Raw genomic sequence first — 17,733 nt, forward strand, 5'->3', positions numbered from 1 at the left:
CGACCACGCGCGCGCGCCACGGCACCGGCGACACGCCAGGCCGCGCCGCGACCGAGGGCGCCCGACACCTGCACCCATAAGAACGCCAAATCCAATCGAGAGAGGGCTTATGCACGAAGACAGCATCCTGATCGGGCCGCGCATCGAGAATGCCGGCCCCGATTCGCTCTACCCGAGCATCGCCGCACAATGCCGCGTGCGCCGCGACGCCGTGGCGATCTCGTATGGCGAACGCCGGATCTCCTACGCGCAGCTCGACCGGCAAAGCGGCCTGATCCGCGACGCGCTGCTCGCCGCCGGCCTCGCGCCCGGCCAGCTGGTGCCGGTGCTCACGCGCGGCGGCCCCGGCATGATCGCCGCGATGATCGGAATCTGGGCCGCGGGCGGGGCCTTCGCGCCGCTCGCGATGGACGGCCCCGAGGCGCGCCGCGACCTCGCGCTCGGGCGCATTGACACCGGCATCCTGGTGGTGGACGAAGCCGGCGACGCGCTCGACGGCTGGCGCTGCGTGCCGATCGCCGAGACGCTGCGGGCCACCGCGCCGACCGTCTCGATCGCGGACGCCGAGCCCTGCCACGGCGGCTCGCTGGCCTACGGCTTCTTCACCTCGGGCAGCACCGGCGTGCCCAAGTGCTGCCTCAACATCCATTCCGGCCTCGCCAACCGCGCCGCCACCATGAGCCGCCGCTTCGACCTGCGGCCCGGCGAGGCGGTGCTGCAGAACTCCAGCCACGTGTTCGACAGCTCGCTCTGGCAGATCTTCTGGCCGCTGTCGATCGGCGCCGAGGTGGCGATCCCCGAACGCTTCGGCATCCTCGATTTCGACGCGACGCTCGACACCATCGCGGCGCGGCGCGTGGTGATGACCGACTTCGTGCCGTCGATCCTCGAACAGCTGATCCAGCTGCTGCGCAATTCGCGCGAGCAGCTCGACAAGCTCGCGAGCCTGCGCTACATCCTGGTGGGCGGCGAGAAGCTCGATCCGCACCTGCTGCGCGATCTGCTGAAGCTGCTGCCGGCGGCGCGCATCGTCAACACCTACGGCCCGACCGAAGCGTCGATCGGCATGGTGTTCCATGCCTTCAGCGGCGGCGAGGCCGCCGTGCCGCTCGGCCTGCCGATCGACAACACCGCGCTCGCGGTGGTGGACGAACAGCTGCGCCCGGTGCCGCGCGGCCAGATCGGCGAGATCGTGATCGGCGGCGCCTGCATGGGCCTCGGCTACCTCGGCGAGCCCGAGCGCACGCAGGCCGTGTTCCGGCGCGACACCGGATTGCCGCTCGGCTCGGAGGTGGTCTACCGGACCGGCGATCTCGGGCGCGTGGAAGCCGATGGCCTGCTCTACTTCGACGGACGCATCGACGACCAGATCAAGATCGCCGGAGTGCGGATCGAACTCGGCGAGATCGAGCATCACCTGTACGATTTCCCGCACGTCAGCAAGGCCAAGGTGCTGCCCGTCCGGAGCGACGACGGCACCTGGCTCGCCGGCTTCTACACGGCCAGCGCCGAGGTGCCGCCGGCGGAGTTGCGCGCGCACCTCGAACGCAAGCTCGGCAAGAGCAGCGTGCCGGCGCTGCTGCGGCAGCTCGATGCGTTCCCGCTGACCGTGTCGGGGAAGATCGACGGCAAGGCGCTGATCGCCGCGCACTGCACGTTCGACCCGCCCGCAGCCGGAGAAGGCCAGGCTGGCCAGTCCAGCGACATGCGGCAGGCGCTGCAGGCCGCGCTGCGACGCATCCTGCCCGGCCAGCAGCCCGGCCCCGACGACGACCTGGTGCTGGCCGGCCTCGATTCGCTGGGCGCGCTGAAGCTGCTGCTCGAGGCCGAGCGCCTGACCGGCAGGCGCCTCGCGCTGGCCGCGTTCCTCACGGCGCCCACGCTCGCCACGCTGCTCTCGCATGATGCGCAGGCCGGCGACGACGCCGATACGGCGCGCGCCATCGAACACGACATCGCCCGACTCGGCCGGCCGGCGAGCCCGCGCGCGGCGGGGTCCGCGCCGCCGTCCGGCACGGCCATCGTGCTGACCGGCGCGACCGGCTACGTCGGCCGCGCGCTGCTCGCCGCGCTGCTGCGCCACGGCGCCGGGCCGATCGTCTGTCCGGTGCGCGCCGCCGACGACCGCGCCGCCGCGGCCCGCCTCGCCGCGCTCGTGCCGGACCTGCCGGCCGGCCGCGTCACGGCGGTGGCGCTCGACCTCTGCGCGCCCGATGCGTCGCGGCGCCTGCCGCCGGCGCCGCGCCTCGTGCTGCACGCCGCCGCCGACGTGAACTTCTCGAAGTCGTACCGGCAGCTGCACGAGCCGAACGTGGCCGTCACGGCCGCACTCGGCGCCTACGCGCTCGCGGCCGGCGCGCGCTTCGTCTACCTGTCGAGCATCGCCGCCGCCACCGGCCGCGAGGTCGTGCCGGACGGCGCGCCGGGCCGCGCCGAGATCGAGGCCATGCTCGCCGCGCTGCGCAACGGCTACAGCCGCACCAAGTGGGTCTCGGAGCAGATCGTCGCCGGCTTGCGCGCGCACGGGCTCGACGCGCAGGTCCACCGCCTCGGCGAGATGATGCCCGACGCGCTGCACCCGGTCGCCAATCCGCTCGCCAGCTTCAGCATCCTCTGCCGCGTCGCGCAGTTGGCCGGCGTCGCGCCCGAACTCGAGGACACCTCGAACTGCACGCCCACCGGGCTGGTGGCCGACTGGGTCGTGCGCCGCGCGCTCGCCGACAGCGGCCGGGCCGCCGGCACGGCACGCCCCACCATGCTCGCGCATCCGACCCAGCTGCGCGTCAACGACATGCTGGCCGCCGTGCTCGGCAAGATTCCGCAGGTCTCGCTGTCGCGCTTTCTCGACACGGTCGGGCGGCACTATGCCGACAGCCAGCATCCCGATCTCGCGCGCTGCCTGATGATCTTCTCGTCCGGCGGCCAGCCCGACGAGCCGACGCAGCGCGGCTTCACGCCGGCGCGCGCCGAACCGCGCCCCACCGCGCCCGCGACGCGCGACGGCGAGCCGGGCTGGACCGCGCTCACGCCGCACGAGCTGGACACGATGTTCGGGGTATTCCGCAGCAGCGTCATCGCGCCATGAGCGCGGCGCACGACGATTCACGACTTATGCCAGGGAGCATTTCATGACGATGAGACAGCGGCGCTTCGGCCGCCTGGGTTGGCAGGTGGGAGAGGTCGGTTACGGCATGTGGGGCATCGCGGGCGGGGAAGGCGGCTGGACCGGCGCCGACGACGCGAGCGGGATGCAGTGTCTCGCGCTGGCCGCGAGCCGCGGCTGCAACTTCTACGACACCGCCTGGATCTACGGCCGCGGCCACAGCGAGCGGATGGTGGCGAAACACGTGGCGGCCCACCCGGGCGCGGGCTTCAAGGTGGCCACCAAGATCGCGCCGGCCAATCGCAACTGGCCGAGCCGCCGCGGCGACCGGTTCGACGACATCTACCCGACGCCCTACCTGCGCGAGGCGATGGACCAGAGCCGCCGCAACCTGAACGTCGATCGCATCGACCTGATGCAGTTCCACGTCTGGGAGGATAGCTGGACCGACGATCCCGCGTTCCGCGCGATCGTCGACGAATGGCGCGGCCGCGATCTGGTGGAGGGGATCGGCCTGAGCCTGAACCGCTGGGAGCCGTGGAACGGCCTGCGCGCCGTGCGCTCGGGCCTGATCGACGCGGTCCAGGTGATCCACAACATCTTCGACCAGGCGCCCGAGGACGAGCTGTTCCCCGCCTGCCGCGAGCATGACGTGGCCGTGATCGCGCGCGTGCCGTTCGATGAGGGTTCGCTGACCGGCACGCTCACCTACGACAGCCGCTGGCCCGACGGGGACTGGCGCAACAGCTACTTCGTGCCGGAGAATCTGCGCGCGAGCGTCGATCGCGCCGACGCGCTGCGCCCGCTGATCCCCGCCGGCGAAACCATGGCCGGGCTCGCGCTGCGCTTCATCCTGAGCCATCCGGACGTGGCCGTGGTGATTCCCGGCATGCGCCAGGAGCGGCACGTCAGCGCCAATCTGGCGGCCTCCGCCGCCGGGCCCCTGCCGCCGGAACTCGTCACCAACCTCAGAGCCCATCGCTGGGACAGGGAGCCTACCGAATGGTCGCAATAAGCCAACCCGCCCCGGCCGAATCGGCCCTGCCGGACGCCGGCCTGTGGATTCTGTTCGCGCTGCCGCGCTCACGCTCGACCGCGTTCTTTCGCGCGATGACGGCGCGCGGCGAGTTCATCTGCATCCACGAGCCGTTCTGCAGCCTCGCCGACACCGGCCGCGCCACGCTGCCGACCCGCACCGGCGGCAGCGTCGAGCTGGACAGCCGGCCGGCGATCGTCGAGCACATCGCCGCGCTCGCCCGCCATGCGCGCGTGTTCCTCAAGGAGACCTCCGACAACCGGCTGGCCGACCTGGTGCACACGCCGCTCGTGCGCGACGCCACCGACGTGAGCTTCCTGATCCGCGAGCCGGGCGCCGTGATCGCCTCGCACCTGCGCATGCGCCCCGCGGCCGGCGTCGACGATTTCGGCTTCGCCCACCTGCGCGCGCTGATGGAAGCGATGCGCGAGGCGGGCCACGCGTTCCAGTCGTTCAGCGCCGAGCAGCTGGTGGCCGACCCGCGCGCCACGCTCGAACGCTACTGCGCCGCGGCCGGGCTGCCGTGGCGCGACACGATGCTGAGCTGGGAGCCCGAGGATCGCCAGGAATGGCGGCGCACGCGCAACTGGCACGGCGCGGCCGCCGAGAGCACCGGCTTCGTCGCCGCCGCGCCGACGCGCGACGAGGCGGTGCCGGCCGAATTCCTGGCCGCCGTGCATGACGACTACGCGGCGATCCAGCGGCTGCATCGCGACGCCGGCGGCGACGACCTCGCGTTCCTCGCGCAGGCGCATCCGGTGATCTGGATGACCGGCCTGCCCGGCGCCGGCAAGAGCACCATCGCGAAGGCACTGCACGAGGCGCTGAAGGCGCGCGGCGTGCGCACCATCATCCTCGACGGCGACACGCTGCGCGGCGGGCTCTGCTCCGACCTCGGTTTCAGCGCCGCCGACCGCAACGAGAACATCCGCCGCTTCGCGCACGTGGCGGCGCTGTTCCGCCAGGAGGGCTACGTAGTGATCGTGGCGACGATCTCGCCGATGCAGGCGCACCGCGATCTCGCGCGCGGCATCGTCGGCGACGGCTTCGTCGAGACCTTCATCGCCACGCCGCTCGACATCTGCCGCGAGCGCGATCCCAAGGGCATGTACGCGAAGGCGATGCAGGGCAAGCTCGCGCAGTTCACGGGCGTGTCCGACACCTACGAGCAGCCCGTCGCGGCCGACGTCACGGTCGACACCTCGCACGAGGACGTGGCCGCCTCGGTCGAGCGCATCGCCGGACAGCTGCGCCGGCAGCGTCGGACCACGGCCGTCTGACCGGGAGCGCCGCGCCGCGTCACGGCGCGGCGCCGCTCGCGGCCGGGCCGGCTCTCGTACCCGGCCGCGCCCTCACCTTCTCGCTGCCGGCCCGGATCCACGCAGGCGCCCGGGCCGCGAGCCGGCACCGTCATGGTCCTTCCCCGGCGTCCGTACCGGTCGCTCCGGGCCGCAACCGTACCGCCGCCGCACGCGTGCGCGGGCCTATACTCGGCGGCCCGACACCCCATCGCGCGAGGAGCACGGATGAAGACGATCGGCCTGATCGGCGGGATGAGCTGGGAATCGTCGGCGGAATACTACCGGCTGATCAACCGGCATTCGAAGGCGCTGCACGGCGGCCACCACAACGCGAAGAGCGTGCTGGTGACGGTCGACTTCGCCGAGATCGAGGCGCTGCAAAGCGCGCACGACTGGCCCGCGCTCGGCGCCTGCATGGCCGACGCGGCGCGCCGGCTGGAGGCGGCAGGCGCCGATTTCGTGGTGCTCACCACCAACACCATGCACCGCGTGGCGGCCTCGATCGAGGCAGCCGTGACGCTGCCGTTCCTGCACATCGCGGACCCGACCGGCGCGGCGCTGCGCGCGGCCGGCGTGAAGCGCGTCGCGCTGCTCGGCACGCGCTACACGATGGAGCTGCCGTTCTACGCCGAGCGGCTCGCCGCGCGCTTCGGCATCGAGACGCTGACGCCCGACGACGCCGGGCGCGGCACCGTCCACCGCATCATCTACGACGAACTCTGTCACGGCAGCATCGAGCCGGCCTCGCGCGACGCCTACGTGGCCATCATCGCGGCGCTCGCGGCGCGCGGCGCCGAGGCCGTGATCCTCGGCTGCACCGAGATCACGCTGCTGATCGGCGAGCACGACTCGCCGCTGCCGGTGTACGACACGACCGCGCTGCATGCGCGCGCGGCCGTCGAACTCGCGGCCGCCTGAAACCCGCCGCACACGCCACGGGTGCGGCCCGTGCCGTGTGCCGGAGGTGACGCTCAGAGCCCCGTCAGCCCCTGCAGGCTGATCTTCGACTGCGTGTTCGCCGGCTGTTCGCCGAGCTTCGTCAGCGAGCCGTCGGAGCCGATCTGGTAGGCGACGATCTTGTCGTCGCCGGCATAGTCCTGGTAGAAGAACTTGCCGTCCGGGCTGACCCACGCGTCGTTCGCGAACGCCGAGGTCTGGCCCGCCACCGGCGTCTCGGTCGCCGCCACCGCGTTCACCAGCGTGAGCTTGCCGGTGCCGTCGATCGAGAACAGCGAGACGGCGCCGCTGCCGTTGCCGATATAGGCGAAGCGGTTGTCCGGCGAAAGCGTGATCCAGCACGGCGCGGCCTGCCCCGTCACGGTGCTCGGCGCGCCGAGCGAGGTGAACGTGCCGGCCGTCGCCGAGAAGTTGAACGACTCGACCGTGCCGCCCGGCGCGTCCGTCACGACGTAGGTGGCGGCGAGCGCGCCGGTGCCGAAGCGGCCGCCGAACGGGCCGGTACCGGCCGAGGTGCTGTCCACCGGCGTGCCGAGCGTGCCGTCCGCCTGCACCGGAAACGCCAGCAGCATGTTGAGCGGCGCCGTCGGCGAGACCGTCTTCAGGAAGCCGTTGACGATCACGAACTTGCCGTCCGGGCTCAGCGTCACCTGGGCCGGCAGCGCGTCCTGCACCACCACCGGATACTGGCCGATCGAGGTCAGCTGGCCGTTGGCGCCGACCCGGAACGCGCCGAGTTCCTGCGCGCCCTGCTGGTGCGTGACGTAGAGCACGCCGGTGGCCGAGATCGCGAGCGAGGTCGGGCGGATGCCGCCCGTCGGCGACACCGCGAGCAGCGTCAGGTCGCCCGCGCCCGAGATCGAGAACACGCTGACCGTGTTGTCGCCGGCATTGGCGACGAACAGGCGCGTGCCGTCGGGCGAGACGATCACGCTGTTGTTGCTGGTCAGCGCGTCGGCCGCGACGATGTTGCCCATGAAGTAGTTCACGCCGTTGGTGCCATGGCCGCCCGTCGCGACGCTCGGCTTCGCCGTCAGCGTACCGTCTGCATTCCGAATGAAATGCAGCACCGCGTTCTGCGTGTCGTTGGTCTGCGCGAACAGCTGCGCGGTCTTGGTGGCCGCGGGCGGCGTGACCGGCGCGGTGGGCGTGGTCGGCGCGGTCGGCGTGGTGGGGGCCGGCGCGTCGTCGCCGCCGCCGCAGGCCGCCAGAATCGCCGTCATCGTCAGTGCCGTCACCAGTTTGAGCTTCATCCGTTTCACCTCTTCGTCAGTATTCGAATGGCCGCTTGCACGCCGGCGCGATGGCACGGACAGCGGGCGGTTCAGACGCGATCGCGATGGCCTCGCATCGATCGCGCGCCACTCAATTCGGCGCCGCCGCGGCGTCGGTTACAGTTTCTTGCCGAAAATTTCCATCGGACTGCGAAAAGACCATGCCCGTGGTCCCTCGCGAGACCACGGGCATGGCGATGATACGGTGCGCGGCGCGACGCTCGCGCCGCGACTTCGATGGCGCGCTGCTTACTTGGCCATCGCGTCCGAGGCCGAATGCGACATGCCCATCGCGTCGTGCTTCTTCATCTTGCCGCCCTTGCCCATCGCGTCGTGCTTCATCGCGCCGTTGCCCATCGCATCGTGCGACATGCCACCCTTGCTCATCGCGTCGTGCGACATCGCATCGTTGCCCATCGCGCCGCTCGCCTGCGCGAACGCCGCCGACGCGCCGAGACCGAGCGTTGCCACCATGACTGCCGTGATCAGTTGTTTCATGAGATTTCTCCTTACCGGGTAAAAAATGGATCCGGTGGAACCGGACCGGTTCGCGGTTCGTATCGCGCAGCCGTCAGGCTCCGCCGAACCAGTTGTAGCCCTGGTCGACCCAATAGCCGCCGGGGTAGACATTCGTCACGAAGATTTCGACGATGTGTTTCGGGTTCTTGTAGCCGAGCTTGGTGGGGATCCGCAGCTTCATCGGATAGCCGTACCGCGCCGGCAGCCGCTGGCCGTCGTAGTCGAACGCGAGCAGCGTCTGCGGATGCAGCGCGGTGGCCATGTCGATGCTCTCGTAATAGTCGTCCGCGCAGCGGAAGCCCACGTATTTCGCGCTTGTGTCGGCGCCCGCGCGCCGCAGGAAATCGGCGAACGGGGTGCCGCCCCAGCGGCCGATCGCGCTCCAGCCTTCCACGCAGATGTGCCGAGTGATCTGCTCGGCATGCGGCAGCGCGTAGAGTTCGGGCAGGGTCCAGACGCGCTGGCCCGTCACGAGGCCGCCGAGCTTGAGCCGGAAATCCGCGCCGTTGACCTCGGGCACCTCGTCGATGCCGTAGAACGCGTTGAACGGGAACGGCCGCGTGATCTGCGCCTCGCTGTAGGTGGGCGCGAGCGCATGCGGATCGAACAGCGCGGCCTGCACGCGGTCGTTCAGGCGCGACACGGCGGTGAGGAAGCCATCGACCGAGGCGTCGTCGGTCAGCGTGCACCCGGTCAGCATCGACAGGCCGCCGAGCGTCAGCAGGCGCTTGCCGAACAGCCGGCGCGACGGCATCGCGAGTTCGCGGCGCGCGTCGGCCAGTACCGTGTCGCGGTCGGCGGTGATCAGCGGTTGAGTCGGTTTCTTCATCTGCAATCCTTGATTCTTCAGCGCGGCCGCCGGTTCGATCCGGCGGCCCGGCGGCTCAGTAGCTCGGTAGCTCAGTGGCTCAGCGGCCGCGCAACATCGTGAGCAGCGAGCGCGGCACCAGCGCGACCATCGCGACATGGACCACCACGAACGCGGCCATCACGGCCATCGCGCAGAAATGCACGACGCGGGCGTTGTCGTAGCCGCCGAACAGATCGCGCAGCAGCGGGAACTGCACCGACTTCCAGATCGCCAGGCCCGACAGCACGAGCACGATCAGGTCGAGCACGACCGCCAGGTACGCAAACTTCTGCACCGCGTTGTAGTGGCGCGGATCGTCGTGCGAAAGCCGGCCGCGCAGCGCCGCCAGCAGGTCGCGCAGCACGGCGCGCGGCGACAGCGGCAGGAAGCGCGCCGGAAAGCGTCGGCTCGCGAGATTCGCCGCCAGATAGACGGCGCCGTTGAGCATCAGCAGCCACATCGCGGCGAAGTGCCATTGCAGCGCGCCGCCGAGCCAGCCGCCGAGCGTCCACGACGGCGGGAACGTCAGCCCCGGGAACACCGGCGAGGCGTCGTAAATGCGCCAGCCGGACAACATCATCAGCAGCGCCGCCAGCGCGTTGAGCCAGTGCGAGACACGCAGCCAGACCGGGTGGACCGGTCCCGCCGGTGCCGGTGTCGGTGCCGATGCGGGAGCCGCGGCCGGCCGGATCGAGGAAAGTGCCATGTCGGATACCACGCGAAATCGATTCACCACCATGCATTGCCGGAGCGCGCCGGACGAAACCGCGCCGCACCGGGTGCCGGGCGGCATGCTTCGCCGCCGCCGGTCACGACCATGAATTCGACGGCGCGGCCGCGCCGGTTACAGCGGCGGGCAAATAAATATCGAAGGGAATTTGTAATGTCAGGTACGCGGGCCGCGCGAAGAAAACGACATCGGCCCGACGCGAGCCGGTGGCACGCTTGCGACGGAAAATGCGTTCGGTTATTCTAAAACACTTGTTCTAAAACGCTTGTTCGAAAACTCGAGTCGTCGTACCCAGGCGCGCGGTCCGTGCCGCCCAAGGTCGATGCCAGCCCGGCGAAGCCGCTCGTTGCGCCGCCGGTGCACCGCCATCACAGGATGCACCTTGTACGCAGCGGAAGACCGCCTGAAAACGCTGTTCGTCAGCGGACTCGATGGCAACGCCAACGCCTATCACGGCTTTCTGCAGGAGCTGACCCGCCACTTGCGCGGCTACCTGCGCAAGCGCATTCCGCAGATGCAGGACGACGTCGAGGATCTCGTCCAGGAGATCCTGCTCGCGGTCCACCACGCGCGCCACACCTATCGCACCGACGAGCCGCTGACCGCCTGGGTCCATGCGATCGCGCGCTACAAGCTGATGGATTTCTTCCGCTCGCGGTTCCGTCGCGAGGCGCTCAACGTGCCGCTCGACGACGATCACGAAACCCTGTTCGCGGCCCCCGACGACGAGCCCGCGCGGGCGCGCCACGACATTGGCAAGCTGCTCGAGCACCTGCCCGACAAGCAGCGGCTGCCGATCCTGCACGTGAAGCTGCAAGGGCTGTCGGTGACGGAGACGGCCGCGCTCACCGGGCTGTCGGAATCGGCCGTGAAGGTCGGCGTGCATCGCGGGCTGAAGGCGCTGGCCGCGCGCATCCGGGGCGAGCGATGAGAACCGAGGAACTGATCGGCCTGCTCGCCGCCGGAACGCCGCGCGTCGATCGCGGTATCGTCGCGCGCCGCTTCGGCGCCGCGCTGCCGCTCGGCTTCGCCGGCTCGTTGCTGCTGACCTGGGGGCTGTTCGGGCTGCGGCCCGACATGCTGCCGGCCGCGCACACGGCGCTGTTCTGGATCAAGCTGGCGTTTCCGCTCGCGGTCGCCATGCTCGCCTGGCGGCTGGCCGACCGGCTCGGCCGGCCCGGGCTACGCGGCGGCCATCGATGGGCCGCGCTCGCGCTGCCGTTCGCCGCGCTGTGGGCCACCGGCGCCGTGCTGCTCGCCGCGGCCGCGCCCGACGCGCGCCTGCCGCTCGCGCTCGGCATCTCGTGGAAGGTCTGCGCGCTCAACATCCTGATGCTGTCGGTGCCGAGCTTCGCCGCCGTGTTCTGGGCCATGCGCAGCCTCGCCGCGACCCGTCCGCGCCTGGCCGGCGCCGTCGCGGGCCTGCTCGCGAGCGCGCTCGCGACGGTGGCCTACTGCCTGCATTGTCCGGAAATGAGCCCGGTGTTCTGGGGGATCTGGTACGTGCTCGGGATGCTGCTGCCCGCGGCGGTCGGGGCGCTGCTGGGGCCGCGTCTGCTGCGCTGGTAGCGGCACGGCGGCATGGAGTCGTGGAAGAAGGCGCGGAGCGCCTTAACAACGCATCGAAGCCGCTCGGGCCGCGCGGCGCGTGCGCGGCTTCGCCGTCGGCAGCGCGGCGCCGATGATGGCCAGCGCGGGGCGCACGGCGCCTTCCAGCAGCGCACGCTGCGGCCGCACGCGCGCCAGCACGCGCAGCCCCATCAGCATCGTGAACAACATCTTCGCCACATCGCCGGCCACCAGCGCGGCCGGAATCGTGCCGTCGGCCTGACCGGCCTTCACGCAGCGCAGGAAGAACGCCTCGATGTCCTTCAGGAGGGTTTCGAGCACGTCGTGAAACCCGTCGTCGTGCGGCGCCAGTTCCATCGACGCATTGACGATCAGGCAGCCGCGCCGCTGCGGGTCATGCACCGTCAGCCGGATGATCTCGTCGAAGAACGCGGCGATCGCGTCGCGCGGCGGCAATTGCGTCTCGAAGCGATGCTCGCGCTCGCGAAAACCGCGGGCGACGTAGCGCTCGAAGGCCCGCTCGTAGAGCGCTCGCTTGTCGCCGAACGCGTTGTAGACGCTCGCGCCCGTCATGCCCATCATCGCGGCCAGGTCGCGCACCGAAGTGGATTCGTAGCCGTGCGACCAGAACTGCGCGATCGCGGCGTCGAGCACGGCTTCCTCGTCGAATTCGCGTGGACGGGCCATCGCTTGATTCCTCCGTGGATTCGTCCCGGCGGCAAGCATGCGCCGGACACCGCATTTTAGTGCAATCGTTCTGGAATACCCAGGCCGCGTCGCGCGTTAACGTTACCGTGCGCCGCGGTCCTTCGCGGCCCCTCTCGATCCGGAGTGCTTCCCGATGACCTTGTCCACCACCTCATCCCCGCTGCAACGCCTCGCCGCCCTCGGCGTCACCCTGCCCGCCCCGCTGCGCCCGCTCGGCTCGTATCGCACCGTCTCGATCGTCGGCAATCAGGCCTACGTGTCGGGGCTCGGCCCGTTCGAGCACGGCAAGCCGGTGGTCGGCCTGGTCGGCGCCGACCTGTCGCCGGAGCGCGCGCGGCACGCCGCACGGCTGACCATGGAGATGATCCTCGCCTGCCTCGACGAGGCCTGCGGACTCGACCGCGTGCTGCGCTGCACGCGGCTGACGGTCTACGTGCGCGCCGAGGCGTCATTCACCGCGCATCCGCAGGTCGCCAACGGCGCGAGCGACCTGCTGCGCGACCTGTTCGGCGAGGACAATCTGCCGGCGCGCAGCGCGCTCGGCGTGCCTACGCTGCCGATGGGGATTCCGGTCGAGATCGACAGCATCTTCGAACTCGACATGGGCAACCTGAAATAGGAGGAAGCCGGGCCACGCGGCGCGTGGCCGATAGCGGCGACGAGATGGAGGCGATACGCGGCGTGCGATGTGCGATGTGCGATCGACTCGATCGCGACGGCGCCGGAAAACAAAAAACCCGGCATCGAGCCGGGTTTTCGTCGAACGAATCGCGCAAGGTCTGGGCGCGGCACACGTTCGTTGTGTTTGGTTGCGGGGGTAGGATTTGAACCTACGACCTTCGGGTTATGAGCCCGACGAGCTGCCAGACTGCTCCACCCCGCGTCAGAGAAATGCAAGTATATGGGTGTTAAGCGTTTGTGTCAAACACAATCGCGAAAAAAATTTCACGGGCACGCCGCGGGCGGAGCAAATCTTCTCCGCTGGTACACTCCCGTCGTGCCGCGCGGCCCTCGCCGCCGGCCTCGCCTCAGATCACCACGGACCCGCCGCCCCGATGAAAATCGCCACCTGGAACGTCAACTCCCTGAACGTGCGCAAGCAGCACGTGCTCGACTGGCTCGCCTCGAGCCAGACCGACGTGCTGTGCCTGCAGGAGCTGAAGCTCCCCGACGAAAAATTCCCCAAGGCCGATCTCGAAGCGGCCGGCTATCGCAGCTGGTTCACGGGCCAGAAGACCTACAACGGCGTGGCGATCCTGGTACGCGACACGCTCGGCGTCGACGAGACCGACGTGGTGAAGAACATCCCCGGCTTCGAGGACGCGCAGCAGCGCGTGATCGCGGCGACCGTCAACGGCGTGCGGATCGTCTCCGCGTATTTCCCGAACGGCCAGGCGCCCGGCACCGACAAGTTCGCCTACAAGCTGCAGTGGCTCGACGCGCTGCAGGCCTGGCTCAAGGACGAACTCGCGCGCCATCCGAAGCTCGCGCTGCTCGGCGACTACAACATCGCGCCCGAGGATCGCGACGTCCACGACCCGGCCAAGTGGGAAGGCCAGAACCTGGTGTCGCCGCAGGAGCGCGCGCATTTCGCGGCGCTGCTCGGGATGGGTTTCGTCGACGCGTTCCGCCGCTTCGAGCAGCCCGAGAAGAGCTTCACGTGGTGGGATTACCGGATGCTCGGCTTCCGCCGCAACGCGGGGCTGCGGATCGACCACATCCTGCTGTCGCCGGCGCTGGCCGCGACGCTGAGCGCCTGCGAGGTGGACCGCGAGCCGCGCGGCTGGGAACAGCCGTCCGATCACACCCCCGTGTTCGCGCTCGTCGAGTGAGCCTGCCTGCGCGTTGAACGCGCGCGTCGGCGCTTCAACGTCTCAACGCATCAACCCGACCGCGCGGCGCATCACCCCTTCTCCGGCGCCGGCCCGAGATGGGTCCAGAGGAAGCCGAACTCGGCCGCGTCCGATTCGGCGCGTTCGAGATCGTCCGCGCTGCCGTGGCCGCCGTCGGTGTTCTCCCAGTACCAGACCTGTTCATGACCGAGCGACTGCATGCGCGCGGCCATCTTGCGCGCGTGTGCCGGGTGGACGCGATCGTCGCGCGTCGAGGTGGTCAGCAGCAGCGGCGGATACATCACGTCCTCGCGCACGCGCTGGTACGGCGAATAGGCGGCCAGCGCCGCGCCCTGCCGCGGATCGTCGGGGTCGCCATACTCGTCGATCCAGGCCGCGCCCGCATGCAGCTTCGGATAGCGCCGCATGTCGAGCAGCGGCACCTGGCAGAGCACCGCGCCGAACAGCTCGGGCCGCTGCACCATGCAGGCGGCCACCAGCAGCCCGCCGTTGCTGCCGCCCTCGATGCCGAGCTGCGCGGCGGTGGTCACGCCGCTCGCGACCAGGTCCTCGGCCACCGCGATGAAATCGTCGAACGAGCGCTGCCGGTGCTCGCGCTGCGCGTCGGTATGCCAGCGCGAGCCGAACTCGCCGCCGCCGCGGATGTGCGCGAACGCGGCCACGCCGCCGCGTTCGAGCCAGGCGATGCCGAGCGCGTCGCTGTAGGCGGGCAGGTTCGGAATCGCGAAGCCGCCGTAGCCCGACAGCAGGCACGGCCGCGCCGTGCGCGTCGCCCCCGCGGCCGGTTCGAGCGCATCGCGCGGGCCGATCAGCGTGTAGGGCACCGCGGTGCCGTCGCGCGAGCGCGCCGTGGCACGCCGCACCACCAGCCCGGCCGCGTCGAACTGCACCGGCGGCCGGTCGAGCAGCGCACGGCGCGCGGCGGCATCGTCGGCGCGGTCCGCGAGATCGGCGAGCCAGCATTCGGGCGGATCGAGGAACGTGTCGGCATCGACGAACACCTCGTCGCCGAGCGTCGACTCGACCGGCTCGAGATCGATCTCGGCCTCGTTCGGCCACGCGAACGGCCGCGACTCCCAGCGCCAGCCGCCGTCGTCCTGCTGCACCGGTTGCCAGAGCAGCGTGCGGTTGCGCACGTCGTCGAGCCAGCTCGCGATCAGCAGGCCCTGCGTGTGGGTCCAGGTGCAGGCCGAGGTGGACGGCCCCGGCGCGAACAGCGTCGTGAACGCGCGCGCGCCGGCCAGGAAAGCGTCCTCGCGAATCGCCAGCAGCGAGCCGCCGGTATGCAGCACGCCGTCGCAATCCCAGTCGAGGCGCGGCTCCAGCACCAGCCAGCCGCGCCAGAAGCCGACCACCACGTGCGCCGGCACGTCGTAGCGCGCCCAGCCGCCGTCGGCGGCGAGCCGGTAGGTATGGACGTCGAAGAAATCGACGCTGCGCCACGCGGTGTGGCGATCGTCGATCGGGTCGTAGCCGGCGCCGGCGCTGATGTCGTCGGGCTCACCGCGGAACACGACGGGCGCGTCGGCGAGCGCCGTGCCGCGCTTCCAGCGCCGCACTTCGTAGGGATAGCCGGCCTCGGTGACGGACGCCTCGTCGCGCTCCCAGCTGACGTAGACGGTATCGCGGTCGATCCAGTCGATGGTGTGGTTGCCGGGCTCGTCGATCGTGAAGCCGTCCGCCACGAAGCAGCGCCGCGTCAGGTCGAACTCGCGGATCACGACCGCGTCGGCGCCGCCCGGCGACAGCGACAGCAGCGCGCGGTCGCCGTCCGGATAGAGGATCGCGTCGTGCTCGAACACCCAGGATTCGCGCTCGTGCGCGCCGAGCGCGTCGACGTCGAGCAGCACGTCCCAGTGCGGCCGGCCGGCGCGCCAGTCGTCCCAGCGCGCGCGGCGCCAGAGGCCCTTGGGGTGCCGGTCGTCCTGCCAGAGATCGTAGGCCCACTCGCGCCAGCGCGCCGGGATCACCGGGCGTTCGCGCGGCAGATAGGCCTGCGCGAGGCGCGCGACCAGCGCGCGGTAGGCCTCGTCGTCGCGCAGCGCCGCGTGCGTGCGCGCGTTCTGCTCGTCGACCCAGGCGCGCGCGCGCCGGCTGTCGAGCGATTCGAGGAACTTGAACGGGTCGGGCCCGGCGGGCCAGTGAAGCGAATCGGACATCTCGGGTTCGGCGGGAAGGCAAACCCCGATTATGTCCGATCGTGCGGCTGCCGGCGAAAGCGCGGAGCAGGTCGCCGCCCGGCCGCTGCCGGATGGGCGGTCGCGTCGACGCTCGAACGACGCGCCGGCCGGTAACGGCCGGCGCGCGCCGCTCAGGGCTCCAGATGCAGTTCCTGGATCTTGCGCGTGATCGTGTTGCGGCCGATGCCGAGCCGCTCGGCCGCCTCGACCTTGCGCCCGCGCGTGAAGTCGAGCGCCTCGCGGATCACGGCGGCTTCGAAGCGCCGCGCGAGTTCGTCCATCACGTCGGCCGAGTTCTCGCGCAAGAGGCGCGCCACCTCGCTGCGCAAGCCCTGCTCCCAGACCGGGTTGCTCGACGCGGCCGGGGCCGCGCCATTCGCGGCCGGCGCGGCGGGCATCGGCACCGCGGCCGTCGCGCTGTTGGGCAGCGCGTCGGTGCTGGCGGCCACCGCCGCCGGCGTCACGCCCTCGCCGGGCGCCGCCTGGGCAGGGCCGAGGTCGGGCGGCAGATCCTTGATCTCGACGGTCTGCGCCGGCGCCATCACGGTCAGCCAGTTCGCCAGGTTCTCGAGCTGGCGAACGTTGCCGGGGAACGGCAGCGCGCTCAGGTAGGCGAGCGCGTCGTCGGACACGCGCTTGGGCTCGACGCCGAGATCGCGCGCGCTCTTCTGCAGGAAGTGCTTCGTCAGCAGCGGGATGTCCTCGCTGCGCTCGCGCAGCGGCGGCAGCCGCAGCCGGATCACGTTGAGCCGGTGATACAGGTCCTCGCGGAACAGGCCCTGGCGCACGCGCGATTCGAGGTTCTGGTGGGTCGCCGCGATCACGCGCACGTTGGCGCGCAGCGGATTGTGGCCGCCCACGCGGTAGAACTGCCCGTCCGACAGCACGCGCAGCAGGCGCGTCTGCAGGTCGAACGGCATGTCGCCGATTTCGTCGAGGAACAGCGTGCCGTTCTCGGCCTGCTCGAAGCGGCCCTGGCGCGTGGTCTGCGCGCCGGTGAACGCGCCGCGCTCGTGGCCGAACAGTTCCGATTCGAGCAGATCCTTCGGGATCGCCGCCGTGTTCAGCGCGATGAACGGCCCGTTCGCGCGTGGGCTGTGGCGGTGCAGCGCGCGCGCGACGAGCTCCTTGCCGGTGCCCGATTCACCGGTGATCAGCACGGTCGCGGCCGAGTGCGAGAGCCGGCCGATGGCGCGGAACATGTCCTGCATGGCGGGCGCCTGGCCGAGCATCTCGGGCGCCTCGGCGAGCTTGTCGTCGTCGGGCACGCCGCCGCGCAGGCTTTCCTCGACCGCGCGCCGGATCAGCTCCACGGCCTTGTCGACGTCGAACGGCTTGGCCAGGTATTCGAACGCGCCGCCCTGGAACGCGGCCACCGCGCTGTCGAGGTCGGAAAACGCGGTCATGATGATGACCGGCAGCCCCGGCATGCGCTCGTGCATGGCCTGCAGCAGTTCGAGCCCCGAGCCGCCCGGCATGCGGATGTCGGACACCAGCACCTGCGGCGATTCATGATCGAGCGCGGCCAGCGCGTCGCGCACGTTCGAAAAGCTGCGGGTCGCGAAGCTGTCGCGTGCGAGCGCCTTTTCGAGCACCCAGCGGATCGATTGGTCGTCGTCTACTATCCAGATCGGCTTCATAGGTCGGTCAGAT

15 protein-coding genes, 1 tRNA gene and 1 pseudogene are annotated in these 17,733 nt (G+C 70.6%); 9 read left to right on the forward strand and 8 right to left on the reverse strand.

Features of this window, described 5'->3' with window-relative positions:
• Positions 1 to 109: 109 nt before the first annotated feature.
• The 5 genes and pseudogenes from bpln_RS12935 to bpln_RS12950 all read left to right on the forward strand — a co-directional run bounded on the left by bpln_RS12935 (position 110) and on the right by bpln_RS12950 (position 6,358).
• On the forward strand, positions 110 to 3,085 hold the full coding sequence (locus bpln_RS12935) for an amino acid adenylation domain-containing protein (RefSeq protein WP_055138995.1): 2,976 nt from the start codon (positions 110 to 112) through the stop codon (positions 3,083 to 3,085).
• Between the two features lie 43 nt (positions 3,086 to 3,128).
• Positions 3,129 to 4,118: an aldo/keto reductase gene (locus bpln_RS12940; RefSeq protein WP_208459450.1), complete on the forward strand. Its 990-nt coding sequence runs from the start codon at positions 3,129 to 3,131 to the stop codon at positions 4,116 to 4,118.
• Between the two features lie 95 nt (positions 4,119 to 4,213).
• Positions 4,214 to 4,753, forward strand: a pseudogene (locus tag bpln_RS37750) (sulfotransferase-like domain-containing protein); the annotation flags it as partial.
• 153 nt (positions 4,754 to 4,906) lie between these two features.
• Complete coding sequence (cysC, locus tag bpln_RS12945; protein WP_042626693.1) at positions 4,907 to 5,419, forward strand: adenylyl-sulfate kinase; 513 nt, start codon at positions 4,907 to 4,909, stop codon at positions 5,417 to 5,419.
• Positions 5,420 to 5,665: 246 nt separating this feature from the next.
• Positions 5,666 to 6,358: an aspartate/glutamate racemase family protein gene (locus tag bpln_RS12950; RefSeq protein WP_042625499.1), complete on the forward strand. Its 693-nt coding sequence runs from the start codon at positions 5,666 to 5,668 to the stop codon at positions 6,356 to 6,358.
• 53 nt (positions 6,359 to 6,411) lie between these two features.
• Here bpln_RS12950 and bpln_RS12955 read toward each other — a convergent pair whose 3' ends face one another.
• From bpln_RS12955 to bpln_RS12970, 4 genes are all read right to left on the reverse strand, one after another.
• The gene (locus tag bpln_RS12955) at positions 6,412 to 7,650 is read right to left on the reverse strand and encodes a lactonase family protein (RefSeq protein WP_042625500.1); all 1,239 of its coding nucleotides are present in this window, start codon (positions 7,648 to 7,650) and stop codon (positions 6,412 to 6,414) included.
• 270 nt (positions 7,651 to 7,920) lie between these two features.
• Entirely contained in the window at positions 7,921 to 8,169 is a 249-nt protein-coding gene (locus bpln_RS12960) for a hypothetical protein (protein ID WP_042625501.1), read from the reverse strand.
• Between the two features lie 73 nt (positions 8,170 to 8,242).
• The gene (locus bpln_RS12965; RefSeq protein ID WP_042625502.1) at positions 8,243 to 9,019 is read right to left on the reverse strand and encodes a molybdopterin-dependent oxidoreductase; all 777 of its coding nucleotides are present in this window, start codon (positions 9,017 to 9,019) and stop codon (positions 8,243 to 8,245) included.
• A 79-nt stretch (positions 9,020 to 9,098) separates the two neighbouring features.
• Positions 9,099 to 9,746, reverse strand: a complete 648-nt coding sequence (locus bpln_RS12970) for a cytochrome b/b6 domain-containing protein (protein WP_042625503.1) — start codon at positions 9,744 to 9,746, stop codon at positions 9,099 to 9,101.
• A 406-nt stretch (positions 9,747 to 10,152) separates the two neighbouring features.
• Here bpln_RS12970 and bpln_RS12975 point away from each other — a divergent pair, with 406 nt between their 5' ends.
• Complete coding sequence (locus tag bpln_RS12975) at positions 10,153 to 10,701, forward strand: sigma-70 family RNA polymerase sigma factor (protein WP_042625504.1); 549 nt, start codon at positions 10,153 to 10,155, stop codon at positions 10,699 to 10,701.
• Positions 10,698 to 11,339: a DUF1109 domain-containing protein gene (locus bpln_RS12980; RefSeq protein ID WP_055138996.1), complete on the forward strand. Its 642-nt coding sequence runs from the start codon at positions 10,698 to 10,700 to the stop codon at positions 11,337 to 11,339. The genes bpln_RS12975 and bpln_RS12980 overlap by 4 nt, the downstream gene beginning before the upstream one ends.
• Positions 11,340 to 11,381: 42 nt before the next feature.
• Here bpln_RS12980 and bpln_RS12985 read toward each other — a convergent pair whose 3' ends face one another.
• Complete coding sequence (locus tag bpln_RS12985; RefSeq protein WP_055138997.1) at positions 11,382 to 12,026, reverse strand: TetR/AcrR family transcriptional regulator; 645 nt, start codon at positions 12,024 to 12,026, stop codon at positions 11,382 to 11,384.
• Between the two features lie 154 nt (positions 12,027 to 12,180).
• On the opposite strand from bpln_RS12985, the gene bpln_RS12990 reads away from it, so the two are divergent.
• The gene (locus tag bpln_RS12990) at positions 12,181 to 12,666 is read left to right on the forward strand and encodes a RidA family protein (protein WP_042625507.1); all 486 of its coding nucleotides are present in this window, start codon (positions 12,181 to 12,183) and stop codon (positions 12,664 to 12,666) included.
• Positions 12,667 to 12,853: 187 nt separating this feature from the next.
• On the opposite strand, the gene bpln_RS12995 is transcribed toward bpln_RS12990, so the two are convergent.
• A tRNA-Met gene (locus tag bpln_RS12995) sits at positions 12,854 to 12,930 on the reverse strand.
• Between the two features lie 172 nt (positions 12,931 to 13,102).
• Between bpln_RS12995 and xth the strand changes: the two genes are divergently transcribed.
• The gene (gene xth / locus bpln_RS13000; protein WP_042625508.1) at positions 13,103 to 13,879 is read left to right on the forward strand and encodes an exodeoxyribonuclease III; all 777 of its coding nucleotides are present in this window, start codon (positions 13,103 to 13,105) and stop codon (positions 13,877 to 13,879) included.
• Positions 13,880 to 13,950: 71 nt separating this feature from the next.
• Here xth and bpln_RS13005 read toward each other — a convergent pair whose 3' ends face one another.
• On the reverse strand, positions 13,951 to 16,059 hold the full coding sequence (locus bpln_RS13005; RefSeq protein ID WP_055138998.1) for a prolyl oligopeptidase family serine peptidase: 2,109 nt from the start codon (positions 16,057 to 16,059) through the stop codon (positions 13,951 to 13,953).
• Between the two features lie 152 nt (positions 16,060 to 16,211).
• Entirely contained in the window at positions 16,212 to 17,720 is a 1,509-nt protein-coding gene (ntrC, locus tag bpln_RS13010) for a nitrogen regulation protein NR(I) (protein ID WP_042625510.1), read from the reverse strand.
• Between the last annotated feature and the right edge of the window lie 13 nt (positions 17,721 to 17,733).

The organism is Burkholderia plantarii (genome assembly GCF_001411805.1).
In the GTDB taxonomy this organism is placed as follows: domain Bacteria; phylum Pseudomonadota; class Gammaproteobacteria; order Burkholderiales; family Burkholderiaceae; genus Burkholderia; species Burkholderia plantarii.

Coding starts and splice junctions, on each gene's coding strand:
- bpln_RS12935 (WP_055138995.1), top strand. CDS start 110: ATGCACGAAGACAGCATCCTGATCGGGCCGCGCATCGAGAATGCCGGC.
- bpln_RS12940 (WP_208459450.1), top strand. CDS start 3,129: ATGACGATGAGACAGCGGCGCTTCGGCCGCCTGGGTTGGCAGGTGGGA.
- cysC (WP_042626693.1), top strand. CDS start 4,907: ATGACCGGCCTGCCCGGCGCCGGCAAGAGCACCATCGCGAAGGCACTG.
- bpln_RS12950 (WP_042625499.1), top strand. CDS start 5,666: ATGAAGACGATCGGCCTGATCGGCGGGATGAGCTGGGAATCGTCGGCG.
- bpln_RS12955 (WP_042625500.1), bottom strand. CDS start 7,650: ATGAAGCTCAAACTGGTGACGGCACTGACGATGACGGCGATTCTGGCG.
- bpln_RS12960 (WP_042625501.1), bottom strand. CDS start 8,169: ATGAAACAACTGATCACGGCAGTCATGGTGGCAACGCTCGGTCTCGGC.
- bpln_RS12965 (WP_042625502.1), bottom strand. CDS start 9,019: ATGAAGAAACCGACTCAACCGCTGATCACCGCCGACCGCGACACGGTA.
- bpln_RS12970 (WP_042625503.1), bottom strand. CDS start 9,746: ATGGCACTTTCCTCGATCCGGCCGGCCGCGGCTCCCGCATCGGCACCG.
- bpln_RS12980 (WP_055138996.1), top strand. CDS start 10,698: ATGAGAACCGAGGAACTGATCGGCCTGCTCGCCGCCGGAACGCCGCGC.
- bpln_RS12985 (WP_055138997.1), bottom strand. CDS start 12,026: ATGGCCCGTCCACGCGAATTCGACGAGGAAGCCGTGCTCGACGCCGCG.
- bpln_RS12990 (WP_042625507.1), top strand. CDS start 12,181: ATGACCTTGTCCACCACCTCATCCCCGCTGCAACGCCTCGCCGCCCTC.
- xth (WP_042625508.1), top strand. CDS start 13,103: ATGAAAATCGCCACCTGGAACGTCAACTCCCTGAACGTGCGCAAGCAG.
- bpln_RS13005 (WP_055138998.1), bottom strand. CDS start 16,059: ATGTCCGATTCGCTTCACTGGCCCGCCGGGCCCGACCCGTTCAAGTTC.
- ntrC (WP_042625510.1), bottom strand. CDS start 17,720: ATGAAGCCGATCTGGATAGTAGACGACGACCAATCGATCCGCTGGGTG.